General features: G+C 67.5%; 14 protein-coding genes. 8 read left to right on the forward strand and 6 right to left on the reverse strand.

From position 1 onward, the window contains the following. Window positions 1-21: 21 nt before the first annotated feature. A complete protein-coding gene (locus G3N62_RS19665) occupies window positions 22-2,331 on the reverse strand; it encodes a phospholipase C, phosphocholine-specific (protein ID WP_124670740.1) in 2,310 nt (769 codons plus the stop codon). 581 nt (window positions 2,332-2,912) lie between these two features. Here G3N62_RS19665 and G3N62_RS19670 point away from each other — a divergent pair. Beyond that, a complete protein-coding gene (locus tag G3N62_RS19670) occupies window positions 2,913-3,413 on the forward strand; it encodes a GNAT family N-acetyltransferase (RefSeq protein WP_034187652.1) in 501 nt (166 codons plus the stop codon). Window positions 3,414-3,673: 260 nt separating this feature from the next. Continuing rightward, on the forward strand, window positions 3,674-5,275 hold the full coding sequence (locus tag G3N62_RS19675) for a thioredoxin fold domain-containing protein (RefSeq protein ID WP_124670408.1): 1,602 nt from the start codon (window positions 3,674-3,676) through the stop codon (window positions 5,273-5,275). A 39-nt stretch (window positions 5,276-5,314) separates the two neighbouring features. On the opposite strand, the gene G3N62_RS19680 is transcribed toward G3N62_RS19675, so the two are convergent. Further along, on the reverse strand, window positions 5,315-5,569 hold the full coding sequence (locus G3N62_RS19680; protein ID WP_124670407.1) for a DUF4148 domain-containing protein: 255 nt from the start codon (window positions 5,567-5,569) through the stop codon (window positions 5,315-5,317). A 340-nt stretch (window positions 5,570-5,909) separates the two neighbouring features. Then, window positions 5,910-7,313, reverse strand: a complete 1,404-nt coding sequence (locus tag G3N62_RS19685; RefSeq protein ID WP_034187654.1) for a GntP family permease — start codon at window positions 7,311-7,313, stop codon at window positions 5,910-5,912. 316 nt (window positions 7,314-7,629) lie between these two features. Here G3N62_RS19685 and G3N62_RS19690 point away from each other — a divergent pair, with 316 nt between their 5' ends. The 5 genes from G3N62_RS19690 (at window position 7,630) to G3N62_RS19710 (ending at window position 13,369) form a co-directional block, all read left to right on the forward strand. Then, entirely contained in the window at window positions 7,630-9,117 is a 1,488-nt protein-coding gene (locus G3N62_RS19690; RefSeq protein WP_124670406.1) for a sigma 54-interacting transcriptional regulator, read from the forward strand. A 54-nt stretch (window positions 9,118-9,171) separates the two neighbouring features. Beyond that, a complete protein-coding gene (locus tag G3N62_RS19695) occupies window positions 9,172-9,699 on the forward strand; it encodes a BON domain-containing protein (protein WP_034187656.1) in 528 nt (175 codons plus the stop codon). Between the two features lie 61 nt (window positions 9,700-9,760). Further along, entirely contained in the window at window positions 9,761-10,033 is a 273-nt protein-coding gene (locus tag G3N62_RS19700; RefSeq protein WP_080287802.1) for a hypothetical protein, read from the forward strand. Between the two features lie 103 nt (window positions 10,034-10,136). Then, window positions 10,137-10,439 (forward strand): H-NS histone family protein, encoded by a 303-nt coding sequence (locus tag G3N62_RS19705; protein WP_034187657.1) that lies wholly within the window; start codon window positions 10,137-10,139, stop codon window positions 10,437-10,439. 572 nt (window positions 10,440-11,011) lie between these two features. Then, window positions 11,012-13,369, forward strand: a complete 2,358-nt coding sequence (locus G3N62_RS19710; protein ID WP_124670405.1) for a GNAT family N-acetyltransferase — start codon at window positions 11,012-11,014, stop codon at window positions 13,367-13,369. A gap of 639 nt (window positions 13,370-14,008) precedes the next feature. On the opposite strand, the gene G3N62_RS19715 is transcribed toward G3N62_RS19710, so the two are convergent. Next, entirely contained in the window at window positions 14,009-14,560 is a 552-nt protein-coding gene (locus G3N62_RS19715) for a hypothetical protein (protein WP_034187659.1), read from the reverse strand. Between the two features lie 200 nt (window positions 14,561-14,760). Continuing rightward, on the reverse strand, window positions 14,761-15,582 hold the full coding sequence (locus G3N62_RS19720; protein ID WP_034187660.1) for an IclR family transcriptional regulator: 822 nt from the start codon (window positions 15,580-15,582) through the stop codon (window positions 14,761-14,763). Between the two features lie 661 nt (window positions 15,583-16,243). Here G3N62_RS19720 and G3N62_RS19725 point away from each other — a divergent pair. Beyond that, window positions 16,244-17,092, forward strand: coding sequence for an ureidoglycolate lyase (locus G3N62_RS19725; protein WP_034187661.1), 849 nt, complete (start codon window positions 16,244-16,246; stop codon window positions 17,090-17,092). 92 nt (window positions 17,093-17,184) lie between these two features. Here the strand turns inward: G3N62_RS19725 and G3N62_RS19730 are convergent, their stop codons facing one another. Further along, window positions 17,185-17,568 (reverse strand): VOC family protein, encoded by a 384-nt coding sequence (locus G3N62_RS19730; RefSeq protein WP_034187662.1) that lies wholly within the window; start codon window positions 17,566-17,568, stop codon window positions 17,185-17,187. Window positions 17,569-17,717 lie beyond the last annotated feature (149 nt).

Below are 17,717 nucleotides of genomic sequence, written 5' to 3' on the forward strand. Positions count from 1 at the left end.
TTGCGTGTCGCCGCGGTGCCGTCAGAAGCGGTCGGCGAGACCCATCGCAGGGTCGCTGACCGAGTGGCGGCCGGTTTCGACGCGGCCGGCCACGCGGCGCGAGAAGCTCGTGTCGCTGTCGGCCGTGACGATGAAGTCGTACCAATGGCCGGTCGAGTCGAGCGCCCAGTGCAGCTCGGCCTGGTCGCCGGCGCGTACCGCGACGGTCCACGTGGTACCGGTGCCGTGACCATGGCCGTGGTCGTCGTCTCCGCCGCGGCCGGACAGCGGCCCGTAGACCTGGTTCGACTTCACCGTGAAGCGAACCGTGCCGCCGCCGTGGTTGCGCAGCCGCAGGTGCAGGTTGCCGCTCGCGCCCGCGTAGCCGACGCGCACTTCCGGATGCGGTGCGCGGGCGCCCGCCAGACGGCTCAGGTCGCCGGTGAAGCGGCGGTGATAGCCGTTCGGCCCGAGTACCCACAGGTCATATTTACCGCCATCGTCGGCGCGCGCGGCCCAGTCGCCGTGCAGCGTCTTGCCCGGCTCGACGACGTAGCGCTGCGGCAGGCGGTCGAGGTGGAGCTTGTCGTAGACGTGAAACACGGCGGCGGCGCGGCCCGTGTTCGCGAACTTCAGCGTGACCGTGCCGGCGCCGGCATCGGCGCGCGCGCTCGCATGCAGTTCGTACGGCAGCGCGCGCGACGGGCGCACGCCGGTGGCCTGCGCGGGCAGCACGGGCGCGGCGGGCGGCACGATCTTCGGGGCGGCCTGCTGCGCGGCGCTCAGCGCGTCGACCCGGCTTTTCGTCGTACGGCCCGCGAGCGTCGGCAGCGGTTCGTCGTTCGGCGTGCGAAAGTTGAACGCGCTCGTCAGATCGCCGCACACCGCACGGCGGTACGCGCTGACTTGCGGCTCGGCGACGCCGAAGCGCTGCTCGAGGAAGCGCAGCGTCGACGTATGGTCGAACACCTGCGAGTTGACCCAGCCGCCGCGGCTCCACGGCGACACGACCCACATCGGCACGCGCGGGCCCGGGCCGTACGGACGGCCGTCGGTGGCCGGCTGGCTCGACGTGGCCGGCGTGAAGTCGTGGTATTCGACGGCGATGTCGGCGTCGCGCAGCGTATGGCCGCCCGCGAGCGTGCCGTCGGGGCGGCGCGACGGCACGGCCGGCGACGGCATGTGGTCGAAGAAGCCGTCGTTCTCGTCGTAGTTGACCAGCAGCACCGTCTTGCTCCACACCTCCGGGTTCGCCGTCAGCGCGTCGAGCACGGCCTGCACGTACCAGCCGCCCTGCGCCGGGCTCGACGGCCCCGGGTGTTCGCTGTACACGGACGGCGGGATGATCCACGACACTTCCGGCAACGTGCCGTTGCGAATGTCGTCGCGCAACGTTTCGAGAAAGCCGTACGGCATCGTGTTGCCGAAACCTTTCGCGAGCGGGCTCAGCGGATCGTCGATCGCCGGGTCGTAGAACGCGCCGGCAGCCGTCACCGGTTGCGTGATGTCCGTCGACGCCACGTACGCGGGCCGGCGCGCGGCCGGCATCTGCTCGATCGCCGCGCGCCAGTGGCGGAAGCTCATCATCTCGTTGCAGCCGAAGTTGTCGATCAGGCTCTGATAGACCTTCCAGCGCACGCCGGCCTGCTGCAGCCGGTCGGCATAGGTCGTCCAGGTCCAGCCCTGGCTCGACGGGCCGATGTCGTTGCCGCCGTTGAACTGGTTGTTCAGCGCGGCGATCTTCACGCGGCTGCCGTCGGCCGGGCTGATGCCGTTCGGGCCGTTGGTGCCGCTCCAGTAGAACAGGCGGTTCGCGATCGTGCCCGTATGCATTCCGCAGTGATAGTGGTCGCACAGCGTGAACGCATCGGCGAGCGCGCGCTGGAACGGTACTTCCGCGGCGTCGTAATAGCCCATCGACAGCGGCGTCTTCGCGTCGGGCCAGCGGTTCATCCGGCCGTGATCCCAGGCGGCCTGCGCATCGGCCCACGTGTGCGGCGTGCCGCCCGCCCGCTGCGCGTTGCCCTGGCTCGCGTCGAGGTGATACGGCGTCACGGTCGCGGCGGGCGTCGCCTTCGTGTACGACTGGTAGAACACGTCGCGGCCGTTCGGCGACGGCACCGCGAAGCGGTCGCCGTAGCCACGCACGCCCTTGAACGTGCCGAAGTAGCTGTCGAACGCGCGGTTCTCCATCATCAGCAGCACGACGTGCTTGACGTCCTTGATGGTCCCCGTTTCATGAAACGCGGGAATGGCGAGCGCGCGGCGGATGCTCGGCGGAAACGCGGACAGCGCGGCGGCGGCGAGGCCGGAAGCGGCGGTCTGTTGAAGGAATGTGCGGCGTGACGTCATGGCGTTCGGATCCTGTGAGGGTGGGAGCGTTCGTGACTTCTTCTGGCGGTGCCCGTGCGTCGTCCCGCAAGGGACGATCCGCGATGCGTGTGCGTTCGGTGCGCCGGCCGCCGGTGGCTCAGGTGCGCGCATCGCGTTCGGCTGACGGTGTCGCACCGAGGCAGCGGCCGTCGTCGCGATCCCGCGCACCGCGCGCTCGTGATGCGCGGGGCAGGGTGTCGGCACACGCCGGCCCGGAGCATGCCGGGCTGGGCGGCGCCCAGTCTAGGGAGGCGACATGACGTCGACGTGATGAAGGCGTGACATCGCGTGTCGCGTTGATGACGTTGCGTGCACAACGATTGGTGCCGGCGCGATGCGTGATCGAAAAAGGTCAGGAATTACCGGTCGCCGCATGCGCGACCGGGCGGATTTTTCCGATTTTCGGACAAGTCGCGGGATCACGTTCGTTGCGGATGCAACCCGGCGTGAGGCGACGTGACCCCCATGTTTCAAATGCATGAAATCGGATAAGCTCGACACGTTGCTGCGCATACGCGCAGTCCGCGCCTGCAGCGCGCCTTTCCGGAACCGGCCCACCCATGACCGACATCACGATCCGGCACAGCGAGACGCACGACGTCGACGCAATCCGGCAAATCGCCGCGCATCCCGCGGTGTACACGAACACGTTGCAATACCCGTTTCCGTCGCTCGAAAAATGGCAGAAGCGGATCGAGAACGTGCACGAGCGCGGCGTGAGCCTCGTGGCCGAAATCGACGGCACGGTGGTCGGCCATCTCGGCCTGCACTTCGAGCCGAATCCGCGCCGGCGCCATGCAGCGGGGCTCGGCATGATGGTCGACGCGGCCCGTCACGGGCACGGCATCGGCGGCCGCCTGCTCGCGGCGGCGATCGACCTCGCGGAAAACTGGCTGAACATCACGCGTCTCGAGCTGACCGTGTTCACCGACAACCGCGCGGCGATCTCGCTCTACGAGAAGCACGGTTTCCGGATCGAAGGCGAATCGCCGGGCTACGCGTTGCGCGACGGCGTGCACGCGCCCGTGTACCACATGGCGCGGCTCAAGGCGCGGCAGTGATGCGCCTGCTGACACGCATGTGACCGCGCGCGCGGCCACGATCCCGCGTGTCATATTCATTCGAGAATTCGTTCGTTTTCCACTGGCTTCACGCGTCGTATCGTCGAACGATTTGCCGGTCGCTTCGGCCGGCGTTCGCTGTTCCGATTCGATGCATGCGCGGCGTTGCACGCCGGCCGGCTTCATCGTCACGGCTTCCCGGCCCTCGTTTCGTGCGCCGCCCTTTCTCGCAACCGTCTCCTTCAACGGAACCCGCTTCGATGAAAACCGCTCTCCGGAATCTGACTGCCGCCTGCCTGTTCGCCGCCGCCGCGGGTGCGGCCTTTGCCGCCGCCACGCCCAGCGGTGCCCCGGTGGCGAGCGCATCGCCCGACGGTACCCATCTGCCGCCCGGCATCGCGTGGCAGCACGGCGACGTCGATGCCGCGTTCGCGCTCGCGAAGCGCACCGGCAAGCCGCTGCTGCTGTACTGGGGCGCCGTGTGGTGCCCGTCGTGCAACCAGGTGAAGTCGACGATCTTCAGCCAGCAGGCCTTCAAGACGCGCTCGTCGTTTTTCGTGCCCGTCTATCTCGACGGCGATACCGAAAGCGCGCAGAAGCTCGGCGAGCGTTTCAAGGTGCACGGCTATCCGACGATGATCCTGTTCCGCCCGGACGGCACCGAAGTGACGCGGCTGCCGGGCGAAGCCGATCTCGACCGCTACCTGCAGGCGCTGTCGCTCGGGATGACGGCGGCGCACCCGGTGCGGCAGACGCTTGCCACGGCGCTGAAGAACGGCGCGTCGCTGACGCCCGACGAATGGCGCCTGCTGGCCGACTATTCGTGGGATACCGACGGCGCGCTGCCGGTGCCGGCCGATCGCGTCGCCGAGACGCTGCAGTCGCTCGCGCAGCGCGCGCGGGCGGCCGGCGCGAAGGCCGAAGCGGCGCGCTTCGCGTTGAAGTCGGCGGTGGTTGCCGCCTCGGGCGATCCGGCGCAGGCCGGTGCGCTCGACAAGGCGGCGCTCGCCGAATCGCTGCGCGGCGTGCTGCACGATCCGGCGCTGTCGCGCGCCGATTCGGACGTGCTGGTCGCGGCGCCCGCACGCGTGGTCGCGTATCTCGGCGGCGGCGACGATGCGCCGCGCGCGAAGCTGCGCGGCGCGTACGACACGGCGCTCGCGCGCCTGTCGACCGACACGACGCTGTCGTCGATCGACCGGCTGATGGCATTGCACGGCCGCGTGCTGCTCGCGCGCGGCGACGCGCGCAAGGGCGCGCCGCTCGACGCGCCGGCGCTGGCCGACACCGCACGCAAGCAGATCGCCGCGTCGGTGCAGGGCGCCGCGAACGCGTACGAGCGGCAGGCGCTCGTCAGCGAAGGCGCGGACACGCTGACCGACGCGGGGCTGTACGACGAGTCGGATGCGCTGCTGAAGGCCGAGCTGCCGCGCTCGTCCACGCCGTACTACTTCATGTCCGGGCTGGCCGCGAATGCGAAGGCGCGCGGCGACAAGGCCGCCGCGCTCGACTGGTATCGCAAGGCGTACGACGCGGCGAGCGGGCCGGCGACGAAGCTGCGCTGGGGTGCCACCTACTTTGCGAATGCGGTCGAACTGGCGCCGGACGATTCGGCCCGTATCGAGGGCATTGCCGCGAACGTGCTCGCGCAGGCCGACAAGACCCGCGACGCGTTCTACGGAGCGAACCTGCGTGCGTTGACCAAGGTCGTCACGCAACTGAACCACTGGCGCGGCAGCGGCGCGCACGATGCGTCGGTCAGGTCGGTCGTGAAGCAGTTCGACGGCGTATGCGGGAAACTGCCGGCGGGCGATCCGCAGGCAACGGCATGCGCGAAGCTGATCCAGCCCGTGAAGGCGTAACGGCGCAGGGATGCATCGCCGGGCTGGCCGGACGCCGGATTACTGGCCCGACTCCGACGACGCGCCGCGATTGCTGCCGTACCCGGCGGCGTCGTGCTGGCGGGCAATCTTCGCTTCGGCGGAAACGATGCTGGCCGGGTAGAACCAGTCGCTCGACTGGAAGCCGGCCTGCTTCAGCGCCTTGACCTCGGCGCGGACCTGCGCGCGCGTCAGCGGCTGGTTCGACTGGGCTTGCGCGGCGAGCGGGGCCGAGATGGCAAGGGCAATGGCAACGGCTTGGATCAGGCGCTTCATGATCGGGACCTCCAGGATTCCGGTGAATCGCTGCACTTCGTTCGTCGAAGCGCCGCGCGACGTTGAACCCAGTGTAGGCCGGAGCACGCGTGCGAAAAATGCGATCGCGCCCAACGCAGTGTTTTGTTGCGGGTAACAATGGGTGTGCGGCGGCGCGCCGGATGGCGGCCTGGGGAGCGGCGCAAACGCGCGGCGGTGCGGATCGACCGCGGCCGACGAGCGGAGAAATGAAATCGGACCGGATGCGATTTCCGGAAGGCGTTCCGGTTCGCAGGCGGTCCGATCCCGATACGCGGGTCAGGCGGGAGACGGCGTGCGGAACGCCGCCTCATGCCGGCACTTACACGAGCCCCGTCGCGTAGTACACGGCGATCACGAAGAACACCGCGAGCGTCTTGATGACGGTGACCGCGAAGATGTCGCGATACGACTCGCGGTGCGTGAGGCCCGTGACCGCGAGCAGCGTGATGACGGCGCCGTTGTGCGGCAGCGTGTCCATGCCGCCGCTGGCCATTGCGACGACCCGGTGCAGCACGTCCATCGGAATGTTCGCAGCCTGCGCACCCTTGATGAACAGGTCCGACATCGCGGCGAGCGCGATGCTCATGCCGCCCGACGCGGAGCCCGTGATGCCGGCGAGCGAGCTGACCGACACCGCTGCGTTGACGAGCGGGTTCGGGATGCTCTTCAGCGCATCGCTGACGACGAGGAAACCCGGCAGCGCGGCGATCACGCCACCGAAACCGTATTCCGACGCGGTGTTCATCGCGGCGAGCAGCGCGCCGCCGACGGCGGCTTTCGAGCCGGCCGCGAAGCGCTCGCTGACGCGCTTGAACGCGGTCAGCACGACCAGCACGATACCGAGCAGCAGCGCGGCCTCGACCGACCAGATCGCGACGACGGTCTTGATCGACGTCGTGACCGGCGCATGCACGCCCGGCAGCACGTCCGGCGCGACCGTGTACGACGCGGCGCCGTACCACTGCGGGATCAGCTTCGTGAACGCGAAGTTCGATACGCCGACGAGGATCAGCGGCAGGATCGCCAGCGCGGGATTCGGCAGCGACGTCGCCTCGACGCGCTCCGGCTCGTTGACCAGCGACGTGCCGTAACCCTCGCCCTTCGCCATGGCCGAACGGCGGCGCCATTCGAGATACGTGAGGCCGACGACGATGATGAACAGCGAGCCGATCGTGCCGAGCGCGGGCGCGGCCCACGCCGTCGTCTTGAAGAACGTGGTCGGGATGATGTTCTGGATCTGCGGCGTGCCGGGCAGCGAATCCATCGTGAACGAGAACGCGCCGAGCGCGATCGCGCCGGGCATCAGCCGCTTCGGAATGTTGCTCTGGCGATAGAGTTCGGCCGCGAACGGATAGACGGCGAACACCACGACGAACAGCGAGACGCCGCCATAGGTGAGCAGCGCGCACACCGCGACGATCACCGCATTCGCGCGCGAGCGGCCGATGTAGCGGATCGCCGCATGGACGATCGACTCGGAGAATCCGGACAGTTCGATCACCTTGCCGAACACGGCGCCGAGCATGAAGACCGGGAAATACAGTTTGACGAAGCCGACCATCTTCTCCATGAAGATGCCGGAGAAGACCGGTGCGACGGCGGCGGGTTCGGTCAGGAGCACCGCGCCGAGCGCGGCGATCGGCGCGAACAGGATCACGCTGTAGCCGCGATACGCAGCGAACATCAGGAACGCCAGCGCGGCGAGGACGATCACGAAAGACAAGGGAGTCTCCTAATGGCTTTGGTTGTTGTTCGATCGCGCGACGCGCCGCGGACCGGCTCAGGTTCGTGCAGGTTTCGTGCCATCGGCCGGATTGCGCCGCCGGACATGGGTCCGCCGCAGGCAGGCGGGCCCGCGCCGGCCAATGTCTGACGATTCTACAGAAAACGTCTCCATCTGGAGACGATATGGCCGTCCGGCCAGCGCGCGAATTCGCGCAGGGCATGCCCGGGCAACGCATTGCGGCGTGTCTCCGGAGTGAGATAATCCGTCTCGTTCCGGAGACATCCGGTCGAAAATACATGGAGACGAAGACACGATGATGAACGACTGGGCCCGCCTGCCCGTCAACTACGGCGACGTGCTGCGGCGTGCCGCCGAGTCGCTGTTCCGGACCTTCGAGGATTCGAGCGCGGGCACGGTGGTCGTCGATCGCGATGCGCGCGTCGTGTGGATGAACGATCGTTACGCGGCGCGCTTCGGCTTCGCCGATCCGCAGCAGGCCGTCGGCCTCGACTGCGAAGCCGTGATTCCGAACAGCCTGATGCGCGAGGTTGTATCGACCGGGCAGCCGATCCTGCTCGACATCATGGAGACGGGCCGCGAGCCGCTCGTCGTCACGCGCCTGCCGCTGAAGAACGAGGCCGGCGAGACGGTCGGCGCGATCGGCTTCGCGCTGTTCGACCAGTTGAAGACGCTCACGCCGATCTTTTCCCGCTATGCGCAGCTTCAGCAGCAGCTGATCGCGACGCAGCGTTCGCTCGCGCAGGCGCGCCGCGCGAAATACACGTTCGCGAGTTTCGTCGGCACGAGTGCCGCGAGCCTCGAAACCAAGCGGCAGGCGCGGCGGGCCGCGCAGGTCGATTCGCCGGTGCTGCTGCTCGGCGAGACGGGCACCGGCAAGGAATTGCTCGCGCATGCGATCCACGCGGCGTCGGCACGTGCGCTCCAGCCGCTCGTGACCGTCAACGTCGCCGCGATTCCCGATACGCTGCTCGAAACCGAATTCTTCGGCGCGGCGCCCGGCGCGTATACGGGCGCCGACCGCAAGGGGCGCGTCGGCAAGTTCGAACTGGCCGATCGCGGCACGCTGTTTCTCGACGAGATCGGCGACATGCCGCTGCCGTTGCAGGGCAAGCTGCTGCGCGTGCTGCAGGACAAGGAGTTCGAGCCGGTCGGCTCGAACCGGATCGTGCGCGCGGACGTCCGGATCATCGCCGCGACGTCGGCCGACCTGCCGGCGCTCGTCGCGGCCGGGCGTTTTCGTGCCGATCTCTATTACCGGCTGAACGTGCTGACGATCCATGCGCCGCCGTTGCGCGCGCGCGCATCCGACATCGCGGCGCTCGTCTACGCGACGCTCGAGGAACTGGCCGCGCAGCACGGGCGCGCCGCGCATTGCGAACTGACCGACGACGCGCTGCGGATGCTGTGTGCGTATCCGTGGCCCGGCAACGTGCGCGAGTTGCGCAATACACTGGAGCGCGCGTTGATGCTGTCGGATCGTGCCGTGATCGATGCGCGCGCGCTCGCGCCGTTCCTCGGGCCGGTGCGCGTCTCGACGGACGCCGCGGCGCCCGCGCAGCGGCTTGCCGCGACGCCGGTCGAGCCGCGCGCGGGCGAAGCACCCGGCGCATCCGGGGCGCCGGTCGCCTCGTATGCGGATGCGTTGGCGACGTGGGAGCGCCAGTTCCTGACCGATGCGCTGGCGGCCTGCGACGGGAAGGTCGTCGAGGCGGCCGCGCGCATCGGGATCGGCCGCGCGACGCTTTACAAGAAGCTTGCGGCACTGGGTATCGACCGGTAGACCGATCGGCGATGCCGAGGCGCCCGGACGTGAAGCATCGAACAGGAGATCACGATGAAGCGGATCGGCATCGCTGGGTGGCTGGCCCTGTTGCTGGCGACTTCCTCGTTCGCGCAATCCGGCGACGCCGACGCGCCCGAGGCGCGGCGCAACTGGTACAACGATCCGTTCGTCGCGCTGTCGCGGGACGTGGCCGAATGCCCGCTGCCGCTCGGCCCGTGGATGACGCGTGCCGAGATGACGGACGATGCGCATTACCGCGCGGAACGCGGCACGACCTGCTGGCTCGCGCACCGCTGCACGAAGCCGAACTCGTATATGTATGACGCGTCGATCGCCGATGCCGCGAAGGCGCACTTCGCCGGCTCGGATCGCCTGCGCGGCACGAGCCTGTGGATCACCGTGCAGCGACGTTTCATCTACGTCGAAGGATGCGCGGATACGGCGTTCGATCGCCAGGCGCTGCAACGCGAATTCGAGGCGCTGCCGGACGTCGAGCAGGTTTTCGTTCGCATCACCGACGATCCCCGCCGGAGCTTGCCGTACAAGGCGCGCGGGCAACCGGACCGCGCGCCGAATTGACGACGGAAAGGCCGCGCATGGCATACTCGCGACATTCAAAAAAAGGTTGACGGGAAGAACAATGAAACACATGCTTGCGTCGGTCTGGCGGCGGTCTCGGGCGGCCGCATTGTTGGCTCTGGTTGCGGGGCTTGGCGGGTGTGGCGGCAGCGCGCCGCTGTTCACGTCCGACGGACGCCCGACGACACAGGTGCAATGCACCGGTCGCGACTGGAGCAATTGCACGGACAATGCCCGGGCGATGTGCAACGGGGATTTCGAAGTGATCCAGCAATCGACGGATGACGCCGTGCGAAATCTTCTCTTCGCATGCAAGAAGAAAAGCGGTTATTGATCCCGACATGACCGGCTGAGGAGACCACGATCGGGCGAAGCGCTTTTCTGTTTGCTTGGAGTTACCTATTTTTCACGAATAACACTCACGGAGTCCCATCCATATGGCGACCTACAGGCAACTGTCCGCACAGCTCGAACGGCTTCAGCAAAAGATCGACAAGGAACGTGAAAAGGCGATTGCCGAAGCGATTGCCGAAATCCGCGCGAAAATCGAGGAATACGACATTACGCCGGAGGAGCTCGGTTTTCGTCCGATAGGGTCCGCCGTCGCTGCCGCCGCGAAGCCGAAGCGGTCGTTGCCGCCGAAGTACCTGAATCCGAAGACGGGCGAGACGTGGAGCGGCCGCGGGCGGGCACCGACCTGGCTCGGCAAGAACCGCGCACGTTTCCTGATCAAGGACTGACTCCCGAAAATCCTCACCTTTCGCGTGCCGACCGACGGTGCGAATGGCCATGCGGCCGTCGCACCGTTTTGTTTTTGCGCAGTCGCCGTGCGATTTTCTCTGCCGAATGGATGCGCGATGCCGCGCAATTGACGGCCTCCGTTTTGCGAATTCACCGCGATTCGGCCGTATATCGCGGCGAATTCCCGTAAACAACCGTGCAATTACGCCGCGCATGCGCATGGGCATTCGCGATTTTCGCGGTGCAGGCGTGCCGCGGATTCTCATCACCTTTCGCGTATTTGCGCACGGCGTCGTGCTGATCCCGAAGATACTCACCATGGCTCCTGTAAACCCTCACCTTTGAGGAAGCGGCTGCAGCGTCGAGCCGGGTTGTGCGCGTTGTGCGGCGATGGGCTGCCGCGTGTGTTGCAGGTCCATGATGCGAGCGTTGATGCGCGTCGAGTAGTCAGCCGTTCGGCATATAGGCAGCCGCATGCGCTTCGCCTATGCTTGGGGTTCGCGTCGATCGGCGCACGGCCTGTCCGGCCGCATGCCGATCGTGTCGTCTTTCGTCACCGCAGGGAGTCGATGTGACCGTTCGCCATCTCGATGCGTTGTTCCAGCCCAAGTCCGTTGCCGTCGTCGGCGCGTCGTCGCGCGCGGGCAGTATCGGCGCGATGGTGTGGTCGCGTGTGCTCGACGGCGCGTTTCAGGGGCCCGTGTGGCCCGTCAATCCGAAGTACCGGGAACTGGACGGGCATGCGGTCGCGTCGGACGTCGACCGGCTGCCCGCGCCGCCGTCGGTTGCCGTGATCTGCACGCCGCCCGCCACCTGGGCCGGCATCGTGCGCAAGCTCGGCGAACTCGGTACGCGTGTCGCGGTGATCGTCGGCGAGGCGCGCACGGACGCCGATCGTGCCGCGGTCGATCGCATGCTGAAGGCGGCGAAGCCGTTCGTGCTCCGTATCGTCGGGCCCGGCAGCCTCGGCGTGTTGTCGCCCGCGCGGCACGCGCATTTCGGTGCGCCGGCCTATACGGCGCGATCGGGCGGCGTTGCGTGGGTGTCGCAATCGAACGCGCTGACGAACGCGGTGCTCGGCTGGGCCGACGCGCGCGGCCTCGGCTTTTCGCATGTCGTCGCGCTCGGCAGCGAGTCCGACGTCGATGCAGGCGACGTACTCGATTATCTGGCGAGCGATCCCGGCACGCGCGCGATCCTGCTCGAACTCGATACCGTGCGCGCGGCGCGCAAGTTCATGTCGGCCGCGCGCGCGGCCGCCCGCAACAAGCCGGTCCTCGCGTTGCGCACCGGGCGTGCCGATCCCGGCGACGCACTCTATACGGCGGCGTTCCAGCGCGCGGGCATGGTGCGTGTCGATGCGCTCGACGATCTGCTCGACGAGATCGAGACGCTCGGCGTCGGCCGCGTCACCGCGCGCGGCGCGGCGACGCTCGTCACCAGCGACGCGGGTGTCGCGAAGCTGGCGGTCGATGCGGTCGCGGAAGTACGCGTCGCGCTGGCCGACTGGCCGCCGGCGGCAACCTCGGCCGTATCGGCCGCGCTGCCGCATCTGGCCGCGCCCGGCAATCCGCTGACGCTGGGCGACGATGCACGCCCCGAGCACTTTGCCGCGGCGATCCAGGCGCTTGCGCCGTTCCCGCAAACGGGCACGCTGTTCGTCGTCCATTCGACGTCCCACAGCGCGCCGGCCGATTCGGTTGCACGCACGCTGATCGACTCGCGGCAATACGCGCATCGCGGCATCCTCGCGTGTTTCTTCGGCGCGGTCGATGCGGCGACGCGCGATGCGCTGCACGCGAACGGCATTCCGGTCCATACGACACCGCAGCGGCTCGCGCGCGCATATGCGCGTCTCGTCGACTACAACCTCGGGCGACAATTGCTGATGCAGACGCCCGAAGGCACGCCGCCGCAGCCGGCCGAATGCGTCGCGTCGGCGCAGGCGGAAGCGCGCCGGATGGTCGAAACCGGCCAGCATGAACTGGCCGGCGATGCCGCGTTGCGCTGGCTTTCCCATTTCGGCTTGCATGGCGAGCAGGCTGACGAGCCGGCGGGCAGGAAAGTCGTCGATATCACGGTCGACATGTACGACGATTCGAACTTCGGTCCGGTGTTCCGCTATGCCGTGCCGCCCGCGGACGGTGTCTCGGCGCCATTCGTCGTCTACGGCCTGCCGCCGCTGAATACCGTGCTCGCGCGTGCGGTGATGGAGCGTTCGCCGTATGCGCGCAGTACGCCCGTCGAGCCGACGCTCGACGCGGTGACGGCGTTGTCGCAGGTCGTCTGCGACGTCCGCGAAGTTGTCGCGCTGTCGGTCACGCTGCGCGTGCTGTCCGACGGCGCGCGCGTGATCGCGCCGCGCATCACGCTGGCCACGGGGCGCAGCCGGCTCGCGATCATGCCGTATCCGCGGCACCTCGAACAGACGCTCGAGTGGCGCGGCGAGACGGTGACGATCCGCCCGATCCGTCCGGAAGACGAAGCCGCGCACAACGAACTGCTCGGCGCGATGACGCCGGACGATCTGCGGATGCGTTTCTTCGGCGCGGTGCGCAGCTTCGATCATTCGCAGGTGGCGCGCATGACGCAGATCGATTACGACCGCGAGATGGCTTTCATCGTGTCGTTCACCGACGCGTCGGGGCGCGACCACACGCTCGCGGTGGTGCGCGCGGTCGCCGACCCCGACAACGAGACGGCGGAGTTCGCGATCGCGGTACGTCCCGATCAGAAGGGCAAAGGGCTCGGCAGGCTGATGATGGCCCGCATCATCGACTACGCGCGTTCGCGCGGAACCGCCTGGATGGTTGGCGAGGCACTGCGCGAGAACTCGGCGATGATCTCGCTCGCGAAGTCGTGCGGCTTCACGGTGTCGACCACGGAGGAGCCTGGCGTCGTGGGCTTCAGGATGAAGCTGCAGCCGTAGCGGTGGTCGGCTGCGTGAAGCGAGGAGGCACCGTATGCAAGTGGACGGCTCCGGCATTCACCATGTTACGCATTCATTCACTCAGGAATGCAAAGTATTGGCATGCGCTTTCGGAAGAAGCGCCTGAATGTACCGAGCCGTTGCCAGGTCGATGCCGGCGGCGTCCGAAGGCGCTTGCCGAGCATCGCGTTGCCTGCTCCGCATGGCCTTTACGCGAGGTATTCAAGCGCTTTGCGCACCGTATGCCGGCGTCGCCAATTCGGATCGACCGTAAAGGTGAGATTTTTCGGGAGCGGCCAGTGAGCGTTTCCGGGAATGTGTGGTGAGCCGATACGGGAGCGTTCGGTGAGCCTTCCCGGGGGCGACCGGTGAGCCCTTGCGGGAGCCGCCGGTGAGCCTTTCCAGGACGTCTCGGTGAGGGCTTGCGGGAGCATCCGGTGAGGATATTCGGGAGACCTTGGTGAGCGTCTTCGGGAGCCTTCGGTGAGCGTGTTCGGGAGGTGTCGGTGAGCGCCTGCGGGAGGCTGAGGTGAGACTTTTCGGGAGCGGGTGGATGCACCGCTCCCGTGAGCGCGGCGCCGGTCAATGCGGGCGCCGCGCCGGGGTTCGGGCACGCATGAACCGTGCCCGAGGCCGCATTTACGCGGCGAGTTTCGACGCCGCGTCGTTCACCTGGTCGCGCGAAATCGCGAGTTCCTCGAGGTGCGGATCGGCATAGACGGCGCCGGTTTCGCGCTCGAGGCGGGCGATCGTCAATGCACAGCGCGCGGTGTCTTTCGGCATCGCGATGAAGCGCTTGACCGATTCGCCGGACGTGAATGCGTCGAACAGCGCGCCGCGCACGTCGTCCGGAAGCGTCTTGGTCCACTGGTACGGCTTGCCGTTGAACGTGATCGACGGCGGCAGCGTGCGTTCCTTCTTGGTCGCCGTGATGAGCCCGTAGGTGCGGGCCGCGTCGCCGATCTGCTCGGGCGAGAAGAGTTCGTCGGGTGTGATGTCGAACTGCTCGATGTAGTTTTCGATCGCCTGCATTGCGGCGGCGCGATCGTCGCGCTTCTGCTGCGCGCGCGCGACGATATCGCGCAGCTCGTCCGCTTCGTCGGGCGTGATCGTGAAGCTTGCCTGCTTCTGCTGAAGTTCGGAGAAACGCTGGAATTCTTGATCGTTCAGAAGTTTGGCCATGACATCCATCGGACACGACGGCCGCGACAACCGGCCATCGTAGTTTTTGAGAGGGCCGCTATTTTAGCGTAGCGCCGCGAGCGCACGATATGGCACCGCAAATCGTGCATCGCATATCGCGCACCGCACCGGCGTCGCGCGCAGCCGGGGGGGGGGGGGGCGGCGCCGCTGCGCCGTCCCCCGGTGTGCATCGAGGAAGCCTCCGCGTGTCAGCAGATCTCGATGCGTCCCATCGACAGATGGGAGGCCGTGTCGCGCAACCCTTCGACGACGAGGTCGACGGACGGGGCCGCATGCGCATCGATCCGGCGCATGTACGGGCAGGTCAGCACCGCGATCGCATGGCCGGACGGCCCGAGGATCGGCGCGCTCAGGTCGGTCACGCCATAGGCCTGGCGGCTGTCCTGGCGCAGGTAGCCATCCTGCCGGATGGACTGGCACGCGTACGCGAGTTCCTGCTCGTTCAGCGGCGCCTCGCCCTTGACCTGGCGATGCTCGGCCAGCATGTGCGCGCGTTGCTCGGGGCCCTGGAACGACAGCATCACGCGTCCCGACGCCGTATCGGCGAGCCCGATGCGCGAGCCGAGCCGGACCGACACGCCCCACGGGCCGGGCCCGTCGACCTGTGCGATCACCAGCAGGTTGCCGCGATCGTAGACCGACAGGTGGCACGACTGTTCGGCCGCATCGGCGAAGCGCTGCATCGGCGGCAGGGCTTCGGCGATCAGCCGGCTCATCGGCGGATGCCGGTGCGCGAGCGCGAACAGCTTGAGGCTGAGCGTGTAGCGATCGCCGCCGGTCGAGCGCATCACGTAGCGGCGAGCGACGAGGCGTTCGAGCATCCGGTAGATCTCGCTCGCGTTGCGGCCGAGTTCCTTCGTGATTTCGGTGCGGGTGAGTCCTTCTTTCTGCTCGGACAGGAGTTCGAGAATGTCGAGCCCCTTGTCGAGCGCGGGGGCGCGATAGCGGTCGATAGCGGCCATCGATTCCCGTGCGTCGCAGCCGGGAAGCGGGTCGTTGGTTGTCTGCATTGTCGATGTGAGGTTGGGGGATTACCGTCAGTCGGTTGGCGACGCACGCTGGCCGGTTCTGCACGCGCATAGGGTGGGCCCGCGAATGGCGATGAAAGCCATCTGTTCGAGCTTAGCAATAAACATGCAGTGTGCAATGCAGCGTCTTTTTACCGATCATTACCGAACAAGAACGGATTGGCAAACGTTCTCGATGACAGGGGCACCCCGAATATCCAGTATTCATGGTCTGATGGCAGGCGATGCCGGCCAGCCCGACCGGTCGGTCGAGGGATGCGTATCCCATGCTGCGCCGCAATGTCCGCAGGCACGCCAATAGTCGGTATCCGTTGCGCGCCATTTCACGGTGCGCGGCCGATGGTACAAAGTCGGGCGGGCCAGCGACGGCGCGGCCGCGCGTGAAGCCGGCCGGCATGGTCCGGCACGCGTCGCGGGTGCCGGGCCGTCGTCGCCGATGCGCAGACCGGCGGCCGCCCGCTCGATGCGCGCCGTACTGTTCGTACGACGCCGCGATCGCTGCGCCCGCGCGACCTTCGCGCGTCGACGGCCCGCCGGGTGCGGTGTCGACGCGCGCAATCGACGATCGACAATCCGTCCGGTGCGCGGCCACGAAGGGCCGCGTCGCCGGTATCCTGTCCCATTCGACAACAGAGGTAGCACGATGAAACTGCTTCGCTATGGCCCGTCCGGCCAGGAAAAGCCCGGTATCCTCGACGCGGCCGGCCGGATTCGCGACCTGTCCGCACACGTGCCGGATCTTGCCGGCGACGTGCTGTCCGACGCGGGTCTCGCGCGGCTGCGCGCGATCGATCCGGCCACGCTGCCGCTCGTAGCCGGCGAGCCGCGCATCGGCGCGTGCGTCGGGCACGTCCGCAAGTTCATCGGCATTGGTCTGAACTATGCCGATCACGCGGCGGAAGCCGGCATGCCGGTCCCGAAGGAGCCGGTCGTGTTCGGCAAATGGACGAGTTCGATCTGCGGTCCGAACGACGGCATCGACATTCCGAAGGGTTCGGTCAAGACCGACTGGGAAGTCGAACTCGGCGTCGTGATCGGCACGACCTGCAAGGACGTCGCCGAAGCGAACGCGCTCGATTACGTCGCGGGCTATTGCGTCGTCAACGACGTGTCCGAGCGCGAATGGCAGATCGAGCGCGGTGGCCAGTGGGACAAGGGCAAGGGTTTCGACACGTTCGGCCCGATCGGCCCGTGGCTCGTCACGCGCGACGAAGTGCCCGATCCGCAGCGTCTCGACCTGTGGCTCGAAGTCGACGGCCACCGTTATCAGAACGGCAACACGCGCACGATGGTGTTCACGGTCGCACAGTTGATCGCGTATCTGTCGACCTGCATGACGCTGCAGCCGGGCGACGTGATCACGACCGGCACGCCGCCGGGCGTCGGCATGGGCATCAAGCCGTCACCGGTGTTCCTGAAGGCCGGCCAGACGGTGCGCCTCGGGATCGACGGGCTCGGCGAGCAGTTGCAGCCTGCGCGCGACGCGCGGTAACCGGCGCCGGCGTGCCAACACCCGAAAGGGCCCGATTCCGCAGGATGCGGAATCGGGCCCTTCGCATTTGTCTACGGTGAATCCACGCGGCGTCACACGATGTTGTCGAGTTCGCAATGCGCTTCCAGCCGATATCCGTCGGGATCGACGACGAACGCCGCGTAATAGCCGGGACCGTAGTGTTCGCGCTTGCCCGGCCCGCCGTTGTCTTGGCCGCCGTGCGCGAGCGCGGCGCGGTAGAACGCGTCGACCTCGACCGGCGACGCGGCCTTGAACGACAGGTGCAACCCCGAGTCGGGATCGGCGACGACGGGGCGTGCCGCGTGCTGCAACCACAGCTCCGGCTCGGTCGTGCCGTACCCGATGGAACCGTCGTCGCTATACAGCCGCTTGTAGCCGAGTGCGCCGAGCGCGTGGTCGTAGAAGGTGCGGCTGCGGCCGATGTGTGCAACGCCGAACGAAAGGTGATCGATCATCTGTGGCTCCTTGTGGACTGAAAGGGGACGTCGGTGCGGCAAACCTGCTCATGACCGCCATGCAAGCCGCTTGTAGCGGAGTGTGCCGAGCGTGCTGTCGTGGAACGTGCGGCCGTTGTGGATAACGCCATACGAAAGACGATCGATCG

The sequence above is a fragment of the Burkholderia sp. Tr-20355 genome (assembly GCF_017104685.1).
GTDB lineage: Bacteria > Pseudomonadota > Gammaproteobacteria > Burkholderiales > Burkholderiaceae > Burkholderia > Burkholderia seminalis.

Coding starts and splice junctions, on each gene's coding strand:
- G3N62_RS19665 (WP_124670740.1), bottom strand. CDS start 2,331: ATGACGTCACGCCGCACATTCCTTCAACAGACCGCCGCTTCCGGCCTC.
- G3N62_RS19670 (WP_034187652.1), top strand. CDS start 2,913: ATGACCGACATCACGATCCGGCACAGCGAGACGCACGACGTCGACGCA.
- G3N62_RS19675 (WP_124670408.1), top strand. CDS start 3,674: ATGAAAACCGCTCTCCGGAATCTGACTGCCGCCTGCCTGTTCGCCGCC.
- G3N62_RS19680 (WP_124670407.1), bottom strand. CDS start 5,569: ATGAAGCGCCTGATCCAAGCCGTTGCCATTGCCCTTGCCATCTCGGCC.
- G3N62_RS19690 (WP_124670406.1), top strand. CDS start 7,630: ATGATGAACGACTGGGCCCGCCTGCCCGTCAACTACGGCGACGTGCTG.
- G3N62_RS19695 (WP_034187656.1), top strand. CDS start 9,172: ATGAAGCGGATCGGCATCGCTGGGTGGCTGGCCCTGTTGCTGGCGACT.
- G3N62_RS19700 (WP_080287802.1), top strand. CDS start 9,761: ATGAAACACATGCTTGCGTCGGTCTGGCGGCGGTCTCGGGCGGCCGCA.
- G3N62_RS19705 (WP_034187657.1), top strand. CDS start 10,137: ATGGCGACCTACAGGCAACTGTCCGCACAGCTCGAACGGCTTCAGCAA.
- G3N62_RS19715 (WP_034187659.1), bottom strand. CDS start 14,560: ATGGATGTCATGGCCAAACTTCTGAACGATCAAGAATTCCAGCGTTTC.
- G3N62_RS19720 (WP_034187660.1), bottom strand. CDS start 15,582: ATGCAGACAACCAACGACCCGCTTCCCGGCTGCGACGCACGGGAATCG.
- G3N62_RS19725 (WP_034187661.1), top strand. CDS start 16,244: ATGAAACTGCTTCGCTATGGCCCGTCCGGCCAGGAAAAGCCCGGTATC.
- G3N62_RS19730 (WP_034187662.1), bottom strand. CDS start 17,568: ATGATCGATCACCTTTCGTTCGGCGTTGCACACATCGGCCGCAGCCGC.